Source organism: Nostoc favosum CHAB5714 (assembly GCF_020829495.1).
Lineage (GTDB): Bacteria > Cyanobacteriota > Cyanobacteriia > Cyanobacteriales > Nostocaceae > Nostoc > Nostoc favosum.
In genome coordinates this window covers 23,104-35,472 of the sequence record NZ_JAIVFQ010000030.1, presented here as the reverse complement: position 1 = coordinate 35,472, position 12,369 = coordinate 23,104, and the positions used below count along the sequence as shown (strand labels likewise).

Here is a 12,369-nt window from a genome sequence, read left to right as displayed (position 1 = left end):
CCTGACTACAGCAGGGTATTAACAACAGAAGAAGGTGCTATTCCATTTTGGGAATCGATGACAGTTGTGCCAGTATTTTGTTGGTGTGTCTCTTCTTTGGCTAAACCACGCAGCTTAATTAACTTAATAGCCCGAGTCACGCTTTCTGGTAAAATTACCACCAGACTGTTATCAGGAGCCATGTCTAAGCCTTTATTGATCGCTTGGGTTTCATCCAGAATTGATTCATAGCGGCTATCAGGTTTAACTTCGGTGATGCCTTGAATAATCAACTGGGCGGCTGAACCCCGTAGGCGTCCCCGTGTGTCATCGTCTTCTTTAACGATGATGTAGTCAAAAATTTGTGCTGCTAATTTGCCCAAAGTAACAAAGTCTTCGTCGCGGCGATCGCCTGGCCCACCAATTACGCCAATCCGTTGCCCTGTAGTCCAATTCCGAACAAAGGAACCTACAGCTTCGTAACTGGCTGCGTTGTGGGCATAATCTACTAAAGCGTGGTAGTTGCCTAAATTAAATAAATTCATCCGTCCTGGCGTTTGACTAACTGAAGCCCGGAAGGTCTTCAAACCAGCACGAATCTGCTCAATTGTGACGTTTTGCACGAACGCTGCCAAAGTTGCTGCTAAAGCGTTGGCAATCATAAACGGCGCACGTCCGCCCATTGTTAAAGGTATATTTTCTGCTCTTTCTATGCGGTGTGTCCAATCTCCTTTAACAATTGACAAATAGCCATTTTCATATACTGCTGCTACTCCGCCCTTTTGGATGTGCTTTCGCACCAATTCCGAGTCGGGGTTCATTGTGAAGTAAGCAATATTAGCCTTAGTTTTTTCTGACATGGCGGCGACGCGGCGATCGTCGGCGTTAAGTACCGCGTAGCCATCAGGGAATACGGCTTCCGCTACTACACTCTTGAGGTTAGCTAACTGCTCAATAGTATCTATATCGCCAATTCCTAAGTGGTCGGCGGCTACATTTAATACTACTCCCACATTTGCTGCTTCAAAGCCCAATCCAGAGCGGAGAATGCCACCGCGAGCCGTTTCCAGTACCGCTACTTCTACTGTGGGATCTTGGAGGATGACGTGGGCACTTTGGGGGCCTGTGTTATCGCCAGCCTCTACTAAGTAATCACCGATATATGTTCCATCAGTAGTAGTATAACCAACTACCTTACCAGTCTGTTTATAAATATGTGCTAGTAGTCGGGTCGTAGTGGTTTTGCCGTTAGTACCAGTAATGCTAAGGATTGGAATTTGGCTAGATTGCTCGTTAGGAAACAGCATATCCATCACTGCGCCAGCGACGTTGCGGGGGATACCTACACTTGGGGCAACGTGCATCCGAAAGCCAGGAGCGGCGTTAACTTCGACAATCACGCCATCAACTTCACGCAGGGGACGGCTAATATCCGTGGTGACGATATCGAGTCCGGCGATATCCAAACCGATAATCTTGACTACCCGTTGTGCCAACCAAAGATTTTCTGGGTGAATTTCATCGGTACGGTCTACGGCGCTACCACCTGTACTTAAGTTTGCCGTTGCCCTGAGATAACAAATAGTGCCCTTGGGTGGCACACTGTTGAGCGTGTAGCCTTGCCTTTCTAAGAGTTGGTAGCTGGTGCGGTCTAGTTCAATCTTGGTTAGGACGTTATCATGTCCTTCACCGCGATTTGGGTCAAGGTTTGTTTCCTCAATCAGTTCGGCGATGGTGGATCTGCCATTGCCAATGACATGAGCCGGGACGCGTTCGGCTACTGCTACTACTTTGCCATTTACCACTAGTACCCTGTGGTCGCGTCCAACGTAATATCTTTCGACAATAATTGATCGGGAAACCTGTCTAGCAGCTTCGTATCCTGCTTCAGCTTCTTCCCAAGTTCTGATATCAATGGTGATCCCCCGTCCATGATTGCCATCCAGGGGCTTAATGACGATGGGATAGCCGCCAACCAATTCAATGGCTTGTTCCAAATCGTCTAAGAAGTTGATCACTGTACCTCTGGGTACTGGCGCACCAGCAGCAGCGAGGATGCGTTTAGTGGCTTCTTTATCGCAAGCTAGTTCTACGCCTAGAATGCTGGTGTTGTCCGTCATTGTGGCCTGCATCCGCTTCTGATTCACGCCGTAGCCTAGCTGAATCAAAAAGCGTGCTTCCAGAGACATCCAGGGAATACCTCTTTTTTCTGCTTCTTTGATCAGCGCTTCGGTGGAGGGGCCTAATGAAGCATCACGGGTGAAGTCTTTCAGGTCTTGGATATCTTGCTCTAGTTCTGCCTTGGGATAACGGCCTCGATCAACGATACTCTGGCACAGCCGCACTGCTGCTCGTCCAGCGTAGCGTCCCGCTTCCTCATTCTGATACTCGATCACTACTTGGTAAATTCCGGGTGTGGCAGTTTCGCGGGTGCGACCAAAGCCGACATGCATACCAGCTAATTCCTGGAGTTCTAGGGCTACGTGTTCTACGATATGGCCAATCATAGTGCCTTCTTTGACTCGCATCAGAAAACCACCACGACAGCCAGGAGAACAATAATGACCCTCCAGACTCGGCAGCGCCTCAACTAGTCCTTCGTAAAAGCCAGGGATTTGATTCGAGGGCGTCTCGGCAAGGTTTTCTAAATCGAGGCGCATGACGATCAGCTTGTGGCGTCGAATGCTCCAATAGTTTGGGCCGCGTAAGGTCTGGATCTTGAGGATTCTCATGGGAATAGGTAGATGGAGATTCGGAACCAAAATTCTAGTTTCTTACTGGAATTGACCGCTAAACTGTTTGCAACGAACAGTTTTTTCTTTTTACATACTATTCTCATCATTTTTCTACAACAAGAAATAAATGTGCGGTCAACCGATTTTGGATTTTAGATTTCTGATTTTGGATTAAAAGAGACAATTAGGGTACTTAGCTCTCTTAATTTGAGATTTCCGATCGCAAAGGGTTAACGAGTCCTTGAGGGTTTTTTAGATTTGTTTCGCCCACTTTCTGGCGGCATCTGCCAAAAGCTCTTTTAATCTAAAATCCGTCTTGAAAAGTTTGCTAGGTCGGTAAACCTTCCTTACAACTTTTGTCTTTGACACGCTACGCGAACGCAAAATCCAAAATCTAAAATTTGTGGTCAACTCAGTGTAACCTCAGATACTTTATCCCGTCAGCTGGAGATCCGGTGTACAGCAGGCAATACAGTACGCTGGTATAAGTGGAAGCGATCGCCGTAGCTGAGGATATGGAGACGTAAATTATGCACAGTTAATGGTTCATTAGCACCGACATGGGGTTCGTTGGTGTGGGTGGCTTCAGTGGGATCAACAATAGTGACACTGCCTTTACCCATAACTTGTAACCAACCATCACGTTCAAACACAGCACAAGTATCTTCGTCAATGCCAATACCTAAGCGATCGGGGTGAGCTGCGATCGCACTAATCAGCCGTCCCATGCGATTACGGTTGTGAAAGTGTTGGTCAACGATTACTTCAGGAATAAACCCTAAACCCGTTGCCATATCAACTAGGGAACGATTTGGCGACTCTCCACTACCGCCGCCAGCAATCATGTGATGCCCCATCACTGCCGCTCCTGCACTCGTGCCTGCTAAGGTAAGTTGCCCCGCCCTTACCCGTTGCCGAATAATTTCCATTGCTGGCGTATCTGCCAATACACCACAGAGACGCAGCTGGTCGCCTCCTGTCAAAAATACCCCACTACAGGCTTCTAAGGATGCTTTGATCTGGGAGGATTCACACTGTTCCCGTTCGCGGATGTCTAAAATTTCTACCTTCTGAGCACCCATTTCTTCAAAAATGCGAATATACCTACCACCGATGATGGCGGGTTCGCGGGAGGCAGATGGAATAATTGTAATATAAGCCTTACTAGCACCAGCGCGTCCAAAAAAAGTTCGTAGGATTTCGCGCCCATGAACTTTATCTTCTGCACCTCCGATAACCAGAACGGCGGTTTTAGTTGCTTGGGGTGTCCTCATTTCTAGCGATTTAGCTTGTAATTGCGGCATTGTGTTTCTCCTGTCAACAACTTCAGGTGAATTTAACAAGGTTCAGTTGCAGTCATGATTTTTGCGCTTTGCTTCTTTGAGAGGACACTTTTTGGAAGTTTGGAACTGGATCAGCCACTCTCCAAATTTTCGCTTAACGCACACGAAACCTCAGTCTAAACGTGTTCGTTCCCATTCCTCAAAGCCAGCGCCTTGTTTTTCACCTGTCCACTCGCAGCAGGGCAAAATAGTCTTTATGGGGCTAAATTCCCGCTTTGGGGTTGAGGACGAGCAGTTAAGACTACGCTTTTTTCTGAGGCTGGCTCGATGCATCCTGGAAGTTGTTAACTTGATAAGATTATTAATTTAAATGTAGTTGTGACAACATTTAAACATAAATTAAGTAATTAGAAAAACTTTTAATCCCATCTAAAATCCAAGAGGTCTGGTAGTTTTAGATACTATTGATAAAGTTTAACTGGAGTTTAAGCCGACTTTGGCTTGTTGATGTTTGCTAGACATTCAAATTTAAGATTAGTGTCCTTGAATACGAATAACTGTGCGCTTTGATATAGTTACGCTTTTTCCTGACTGTTTTAACTCTGTTCTCAATTCTGGTCTGCTAGGTAAAGCCTTAGCCAAACAGATTGCCGAAGTGCATCTGGTTAATCCACGGGACTTTACCACTGACAAGCATCGAAAGGTGGATGATGAACCCTACGGCGGCGGCGTTGGGATGCTAATGAAGCCAGAACCTATTTTTAACGCTGTGGAGTCGCTGCCAACTCTACCGCGAAGAGAAATCATCTTGATGAGTCCACAGGGTCAAACAATTAATCAACCTCTTTTGAAAGAATTGGTGACAAATTATGACCAGTTAGTAGTTATTTGCGGGCATTACGAAGGAGTGGATGAGAGGGTGCTACATTTGGTAACTCGTGAAGTATCTTTAGGGGATTTTATTCTGACTGGCGGAGAAATTCCAGCAATGGCTTTGATTAATGGCGTAGTGCGGCTTATCCCAGGAACCGTAGCCAAAACCGAGTCCCTCACCGCAGAAAGTTTTGAGGAAGGGTTATTGGACTATCCCCAATATACTCGTCCTGCCAATTTTCGCGGCTTCAAAGTACCTGATGTCTTGCTCAGTGGGAATCACGCCGCGATCGCCCGGTGGCGTTACGAACAACAAATTGAAAGAACCCGCGATCGCCGCCCTGATCTCCTGGAAAGATGGAAGCAGGGGGAGTAGGGGGAGCAGGGGAAGCAGGGGGAGCAGGGGAAGAATAATAATTTCTAACTCCTGACTAATGACTAATGACTAATGACTAATGACTAATAACTAATGACTAATGACTAAAATTCGTATTGGTAACGGTTACGATATTCATCAACTGGTGAGCGATCGCGCTTTGATTTTAGGTGGAATTCAAATTCCTCATGAACTGGGTTTGTTGGGGCACAGTGACGCTGATGTGTTAACACACGCGATTATGGATGCCATGCTTGGGGCATTATCTTTGGGAGATATTGGTCATTATTTTCCACCTAGCGATCGCAAATGGGCGGGAGCAGATAGTTTAGTACTATTAACTCAAGTTCATCAACTGATTCGGGATCAAGGTTGGCAGGTGGGAAATATTGACTCGGTGGTAGTAGCAGAACGTCCAAAATTAAAACCGCATATTCACAACATGCGCGACAAACTAGCGGCTGTTTTAGAATTACAACCAAATCAAATTGGCATCAAAGCTACCACCAACGAAAAATTAGGCCCCGTTGGACGCGAAGAAGGTATATGTGCTTATGCTGTCGTTTTGCTAGTGGCTTCAGAGTAACTTTTCTTTGAAACCATCGGTAAAGATATTGAAGGCTCACGAGGATAGAAATCAATGATTTATAGGGACAAACAAACCTTAACCTGGTGGGAAATTAGAGCCATACAAGCTACAAACTTAGAAGATATAGACTTTCCTGATATTGTTGCTTTAGACAAAGAGGAACAAATTGTTCTCATAGCTGAAGTCAAAGGTTTACCATTCAATTTTCAAGAAACAAAAGCCAAAAAATATGCTATTTTGCGGCTGATTGATTACTTACAAGCTGCAAAGATAGCGATTCCCTTTGCCATGCTTGTTGATGTAAATAACATTCTGATTTTTAAATGGGATGGCAATAATTTATCAGAGGCAATTATCAGTCTTAATACTGCTGATGTGCTGAGTTATTATGAGCCAAAATTCCGCGACAAAAGAATATTTAGTCTTTACCTTAAAGGTCTTACAGAAGCTTGGCTACGTGACTTGGCCTATCATTGGAAATCTGCAATACCACCTTTCACAAAGGAAATGACAGAAATTGGTTTATTGCAACTACTAGAAGACGGAACAACTCAACTTTATTAATGATTAGCAGTGATAATTTACGTTGAAACTAATTTCTTGATGAGTATTGCTAAAGGGCAAGATTCACAAGCACAAGAATTACTGCAAAATACACCCTCTTCTTTACGTATCGTAGTGCCAAGTATTTGTTTTATAGAATCATTAACAACATTGGAACAAGAAGAAAAATATAATCTAGATTTCCTCGGCAAGTTAGATATACAAATTAATCAAGCAGAGCGAGATAATTCAGATAATGCACGATTACTGCTTTTTCGCCTAGAGCAATCAAAAACTAGCTTTCTTGAACGAAATAACGAAGTTAAAGAACGTTTTGATGTAGCTTTTAATCAGCTTATTAGCAAATCAGAAATGATTACATTAAGTACGAGTATTTTTCAAGGAACGTTAAATAGAGAAATTTTTGAGAAGCACATTATAGATAGAGTGATCTTGGAGTGTATAATTTTTCATGCTGGCTTACATCCTAATGAAAATAAATTATTTTTAAGTAGCAATTCTAAAGAATTTGGCAGACGTGAAGTTATAGAGCTTTTACGAGATAGTGGCATTCAGTATTTCAATAAAACCCAAAACTTCCTTGGTTGGCTACAATCTCAATCAAATTGATTACACGATTCGCGGATTGAAATTATGAAAAAAATCAGAATTTTTTCTAGGGTTTTCGGAGAAATGAATCATTGAAAAGCAAAGCGCTTGACCAATTCTGCTGCGCTTTTTTTGCTGTGTTGCAACTACCATTTTCATTAATTCGACCAGTTAGCTTATTGGGGCATTCTTGGCGAATTTCAGATAGTTTATCAAACCATCTCGGATGATTAATACAAGTTGCTCCGTCTGGTTGCCAAGCTGCCTCAAAAACCATCTTGTTGTTAGGAGTTGGTTTTTGAATATTTATCAGATCATGTACATCAATTAAAGTCTCATCTCGAGTGTGAGCTTTACCGTTACCGCAGTAATCAGCACGTACCATGCGAGTACAAGCTTGGTGATAGTCTCGGAGTGGTTTTCCTTGGAAACTCTTCCAAGGCTTATAGCCGAAGCGAACGCACTTAGCCAGCGCCCCATTTGTACAACCAAATGTGAAAATATCGTTTGATTCTATATGTTTTCCGGTTTCATCCCACGAACCGGAAAGTGAAATCGCCTTAGCAACCTTGTTGACATCGGGCTGACATAAATTTTTCCATTGAGAATCAGTTTGATCTTGATAAAAAACTGTGTAAAGATATGTCTCTTTTTCTGGATCTTTTGGATCTAGTTCTACATCTTTAATTTTAAATTTCTGTTTTCTTCCCTGTTCATCAAATGCTGTTAATTCTGTTCCTTTTAAATCTTTACCTTTGATAATTACAGTTTTTTCACTAGCAATTGATGGTTTCGCCTGTGGTTGAACATTTTTACTACAGCTTAAAAGCGATATTAATAAGATGATAATTAGACTAGCTATAAGTAGTTTTTTCATAGCTTGAATGCTCCAATAAAGAACATTCTGATTTATACCAAATAAATAAACTTTTGCCCTTTAGACAGTTATCTTACAAATAAAAAATAGATTAAAAATTAGACATAAACCCTTTTAACCTTCAGTTTCAGAGGGTATAAAAGGGTGTACCGCGAATTATATGAGACTGGTATAAAATATTTTCCTTGCAGGGAAAAGACTACTAATATGGGGTTTACACCCTACAATAACAGCTATTTCACGCCAACCCTTTGTACTGCTACCAACTGTCCACCTTCAACTTTGAAGCTTTGCAGTTGGGTTCCTTGCAAGGTCAAACCGTTAAGACTGGTGCCGTTCATACTGATACCGTTAAGACTGGTGCCGTTAAAAGCAATTTTAGCATTAGCTAATCCACAAAAAGCTATAGTAGACAATGCAGTGGTGACGGCGATCGCTAAAAGGTGGTTTTTCATAAAAAATTAGCCTCGAAGAGTTTTTATATCATTATTAATATCAAAATTATTAAGCAATATATAATTTTGATATAAGAATTTACATATATTGTTGATAAGTAGTCGGATAGAATTAATTACACAATGTCATTGGGAATGGAGCGTACTCTCCTTCGGAGAATCAAGCTATGCATTAGCGTCTCGTAGAGAAGCGTAATGAAGCAATCGCAAGGGTTGGGATTGCTTCACTTCGTACCCTACAGGTTCTCCAAAGGAGTACTCAATGACTGTAAATATTTTTGTCCGACTACTTAATCTTAAAAATAAAAATCTATTAAAATTACACGTAAACCCTTTTAACCTTCAGTTTCAGAGAGGATAAAAGGGTGTACCACGAATTATATGAGACTGGTATAAAATCTTTCCCTTGCAGGTAAAAGACTATTAGTATGGGGTTTAAACCCTATAAGAACAGCTATTTCACGCCAACCCTTTGTACACCAACCAACTGTCCACCTTCAACTTGGAGGCTTTGCAGTTGGGTTCCTTGCAAGGTAAAACCGTTTAGATTAGTACCGTTTACACTGATGCCGTTCATGCTCACACCGTTCAGAACAATTTTAGCATTAGCTAATCCACAAAAAGCTATAGTAGACAATGCGGCGGTGACACCAATCGCTAAAAGGTGGTTTTTCATAAAAAATTAGCCTCGAAGAGTTTTTATGTCATTACTAATATCAAAATTATGCATTAATGTAGAATTTTGATATAAAATTTTACATATATTATTTAGAATTATTGCATAAATATTTGCGCTTACCCTAAATCCCTACTGCCAAACTTGAGCTATCCATGACTCAGACATTTCTTAACGTTTCAAATATAGCAATCCTGAATTATTGGTGAGAAACAAGATCCCCAACTTATGTAAGAAGTCGGGGATCTGCGGATTGCAATTCTAAAAAATCAAATAGGATTGCTATAGCAATAACTCACGTTCCGCCTATCGCTTATAGCATTGACCCTAATTAGACAGAATTCCAGTAGATTTAATTCTATGAAATCAGCATCCATCTTTTTTACAATTAAACGTTTTTGGTTGGCAATAATTCTGACTTCAGGAATAGCATTTACAGTTACGGCCTGCAACCCAGCTAACTTTAAAACTGCGGCGGCTCAAGTGCCGCAAGTCGTCACAGCAGTTTTAAGTGAGCCTTCAACTTTTAACTATGCTCTAAATGAGTCAGCATATAGCGTTTTTGGCTTCCTCTATGACTCATTGATTAATGAGAATCCTATAACCACAAAACTAGAGCCGGCTTTAGCAGAAGCATGGGAAGTTTCAGAAGATGGTCAACGGATTGTGATCACTCTGCGAGAAAGAATTAAGTGGTCAGATGGTCAGCCAATGACTGCTGATGATATTGTCTTTACTTATAACGAAATCTACCTCAATCCTAAAATCCCGACTTCTCTTAAAGACGCCTTAAAAGTTGGCGATAAAGGCACCTTACCAAAGGTGAAAAAAATCGATGCGCGTCGGGTTGAATTCAGCATACAGGAACCGTTTGCTCCTTTTTTAAGATATGTAGGCGGTATCCCAATTATGCCAGCCCACGCTCTACAAGAAGCGGTTCGTACAACTGGATCTGATGGGAATCCTAAATTTATTTCTATGTGGGGAACAGGCACCGATCCGAAACAAATTGTTGGCAACGGCCCCTATGTAATGGAAAGTTACGTTTCCAGTCAGCGAGTTATATTTCGGCGTAATCCATACTACTGGCGCAAAGATGCTCAGGGTAATCCTCAGCCTTACATTGAGCGTATTGTTTTGCAAATTATTGAATCTACTGAAAACCAGTTGATTAGTTTTCGCTCTGGGCAGTTAGATGATTTAGAAGTCGCTCCTGAAGGTTTTAGTTTGCTGAAGCGAGAAGAAAAACGGGCGAAGTTTGAAATTTATAACGGTGGCCCAGATACAAGTACGACTTTTATTGCTTTCAATCTTAGTAAAGCTAAGAATTCTCAGGGTAAACCTTTTGTAGACCCAATTAAATCTAGGTGGTTTAATAAAAAGGAATTCAGACAGGCTATAGCCTATGCACTCGACCGCGAAACCATGAAAACAAATGCTTTTCGGGGACTGGGTGAACTGCAAAACTCATTTGTTTATGTCAAAAGTCCCTACTTCCTTCCTCCAGAAAAAGGGTTAAAGGTATATAATTACGAACCAGAAAAAGCGAAAAAATTATTGTTACAAGCTGGTTTCAAATATAATGACCAAAATCAGCTTTTAGATGCTGATGGCAACCGAGTAAGATTTACACTCTTAACGAATTCGGAAAGAAAAGTTAGAGGAGATATGGCATCTCAAATTAGACGGGATCTCGCTAAAATTGGGATTCAAGTGGATTTGCAAATTCTCAGCTTCAATTCTTATCTAGAAAAACTCAAAGTTACGCAGAATTGGGATTGTTACCTAGGAGGATTTCTTGGAGGCGGTATTGAACCCCACGGCGCTAGCAATATCTGGCGGATTGCGGGTGCATCCCACGCATTTAATTTGGGGCCACAACCGGGAGATCCACCGATGACTGGCTGGGAAGTTTCCGACTGGGAAAAGCAAATTGACAGCCTTTACATTAAAGGCGCACAGGTATTGGATGAAAACAAGCGCAAGGAAATTTATTACGAATATCAGCGCATCGCCTCAGAACAGTTGCCGTTTATTCATTTAGTGGAGAGGTTGAATCTGCAAGCAGTGCGCGATCGCTTCCAAGGAATTCAATATACTGCTCTTGGTGGCCCATTTTGGAATCTCTACGAACTAAAAGTAACCGATTAGTCATTGGGCATAGGTTACACCTCATCTCCCTCATCTCCCTCATCTCCCTCATCTCCCTCATCCTCCTCATCTCCCTTATCATGACCGATGAAAAAGCTTTGCGATCGCTCCTCGAAGCCGTTGCCAATGGTAAAGTTACGCCAGATACGGCATTCGACTCACTCAAAGACTTAACTTATGAATCTGTAGGTGAGTTTGCCAAAATCGACCATCATCGCCAGCTAAGAACTGGTTTCCCAGAGGTGATTTGGGGCCCTGGTAAAACTCCCGACCAAATTGCTCAAATTATGGAGGTGATGCGCCTCCGTAATCCGGTGGTGATGGCAACTCGCATTGAACCAGCAGTTTATGCCGCACTGGAATCAAAAGTTAGCGGTTTGCGATATTACGAATCGGCGCGAATTTGTGCGATCGCTCCTCCTACCATCGAACCACAATTTGCGGGTGAAATTGGCATTCTTTCTGCTGGTACTGCCGATTTAGCCGTTGCTGAAGAAGCTGCTGTCACTGCTGAACTTTCTGGTTTCCAAGTCCAGCGCCTCTGGGATGTTGGCGTTGCTGGGATTCACCGCTTATTAAGTAACCGCCACCTGATTGAGTCCGCATCGGTGTTGATTGTCGTAGCGGGAATGGAAGGCGCTTTACCCAGCGTTGTTGCGGGTTTAGCGAGTTGTCCTGTGATTGCCGTACCCACCAGCATCGGTTATGGTGCAAGTTTTGGCGGATTAGCACCTTTATTGACAATGCTTAACTCTTGTGCTGCGGGAGTAGGCGTAGTAAATATCGATAATGGTTTTGGTGCAGCAGTTTTGGCGGGGCAAATTTTGCGGACTGCCGAGAAATTGCGGTTGGCATCTGCTACATCTTGAGTTAAGACATTAAAGTTACACCCAAGATTTCAGTAAATATCAGGAATTTTTCTAAAAAATAAACTGATGCTGAATTTTGCCACCCTTAACTTATAACCACCAAATATGAGCCATTCCAGCGATTTTATATCTCAGTTATATTGGCATTTGCCTGTAAATTTGACAGCACTACTAGCACAAACAATTACCGATCCAGACTTGATGGGTCAGGTTGAAAAATCTTGGCGTCACTTTATACAAACAGGTCAAGTGTGGGCCTTGTTGATTGGTTTAGTCATTGGTTATATGATTCGGAATCTAACTAGCTACGGTTGAATTTAAAAGTTAGGAGTTGAAAGTGAGGAGTGAGGAGTT

The 12,369-nt window shown here is 42.4% G+C and carries 12 protein-coding genes; 7 read left to right on the top strand and 5 right to left on the bottom strand.

What is annotated here, in order from left to right; all coding sequences use genetic code 11:
- Positions 1-5: 5 nt before the first annotated feature.
- Positions 6-2,711, bottom strand: a complete 2,706-nt coding sequence (gene cphA, locus LC586_RS19695; protein WP_229486442.1) for a cyanophycin synthetase — start codon at positions 2,709-2,711, stop codon at positions 6-8.
- Positions 2,712-3,154: 443 nt separating this feature from the next.
- Positions 3,155-4,018, bottom strand: a complete 864-nt coding sequence (locus tag LC586_RS19690) for a cyanophycinase (RefSeq protein ID WP_100898664.1) — start codon at positions 4,016-4,018, stop codon at positions 3,155-3,157.
- Between the two features lie 538 nt (positions 4,019-4,556).
- On the opposite strand from LC586_RS19690, the gene trmD reads away from it, so the two are divergent.
- From trmD to LC586_RS19670, 4 genes are all read left to right on the top strand, one after another.
- Positions 4,557-5,246: a tRNA (guanosine(37)-N1)-methyltransferase TrmD gene (gene trmD, locus LC586_RS19685; protein ID WP_229486409.1), complete on the top strand. Its 690-nt coding sequence runs from the start codon at positions 4,557-4,559 to the stop codon at positions 5,244-5,246.
- A 100-nt stretch (positions 5,247-5,346) separates the two neighbouring features.
- A complete protein-coding gene (gene ispF, locus LC586_RS19680; RefSeq protein WP_229486408.1) occupies positions 5,347-5,832 on the top strand; it encodes a 2-C-methyl-D-erythritol 2,4-cyclodiphosphate synthase in 486 nt (161 codons plus the stop codon).
- 54 nt (positions 5,833-5,886) lie between these two features.
- Positions 5,887-6,399, top strand: a complete 513-nt coding sequence (locus LC586_RS19675; protein WP_229486407.1) for a hypothetical protein — start codon at positions 5,887-5,889, stop codon at positions 6,397-6,399.
- Positions 6,400-6,408: 9 nt separating this feature from the next.
- The gene (locus LC586_RS19670; RefSeq protein ID WP_309143389.1) at positions 6,409-7,008 is read left to right on the top strand and encodes a PIN domain-containing protein; all 600 of its coding nucleotides are present in this window, start codon (positions 6,409-6,411) and stop codon (positions 7,006-7,008) included.
- 46 nt (positions 7,009-7,054) lie between these two features.
- Here the strand turns inward: LC586_RS19670 and LC586_RS19665 are convergent, their stop codons facing one another.
- From LC586_RS19665 to LC586_RS19655, 3 genes are all read right to left on the bottom strand, one after another.
- A complete protein-coding gene (locus LC586_RS19665) occupies positions 7,055-7,864 on the bottom strand; it encodes an ADYC domain-containing protein (RefSeq protein WP_229486405.1) in 810 nt (269 codons plus the stop codon).
- Between the two features lie 233 nt (positions 7,865-8,097).
- The gene (locus LC586_RS19660) at positions 8,098-8,319 is read right to left on the bottom strand and encodes a hypothetical protein (protein ID WP_229486404.1); all 222 of its coding nucleotides are present in this window, start codon (positions 8,317-8,319) and stop codon (positions 8,098-8,100) included.
- A 454-nt stretch (positions 8,320-8,773) separates the two neighbouring features.
- A complete protein-coding gene (locus LC586_RS19655) occupies positions 8,774-8,995 on the bottom strand; it encodes a hypothetical protein (RefSeq protein ID WP_229486403.1) in 222 nt (73 codons plus the stop codon).
- Positions 8,996-9,355: 360 nt separating this feature from the next.
- Here LC586_RS19655 and LC586_RS19650 point away from each other — a divergent pair, with 360 nt between their 5' ends.
- The 3 genes from LC586_RS19650 to LC586_RS19640 all read left to right on the top strand — a co-directional run bounded on the left by LC586_RS19650 (position 9,356) and on the right by LC586_RS19640 (position 12,330).
- Positions 9,356-11,146, top strand: a complete 1,791-nt coding sequence (locus LC586_RS19650) for an ABC transporter substrate-binding protein (RefSeq protein ID WP_229486402.1) — start codon at positions 9,356-9,358, stop codon at positions 11,144-11,146.
- 80 nt (positions 11,147-11,226) lie between these two features.
- Positions 11,227-12,015 (top strand): nickel pincer cofactor biosynthesis protein LarB, encoded by a 789-nt coding sequence (gene larB, locus LC586_RS19645; RefSeq protein WP_229486401.1) that lies wholly within the window; start codon positions 11,227-11,229, stop codon positions 12,013-12,015.
- Positions 12,016-12,120: 105 nt separating this feature from the next.
- Positions 12,121-12,330: a hypothetical protein gene (locus tag LC586_RS19640; protein ID WP_229486400.1), complete on the top strand. Its 210-nt coding sequence runs from the start codon at positions 12,121-12,123 to the stop codon at positions 12,328-12,330.
- Positions 12,331-12,369 lie beyond the last annotated feature (39 nt).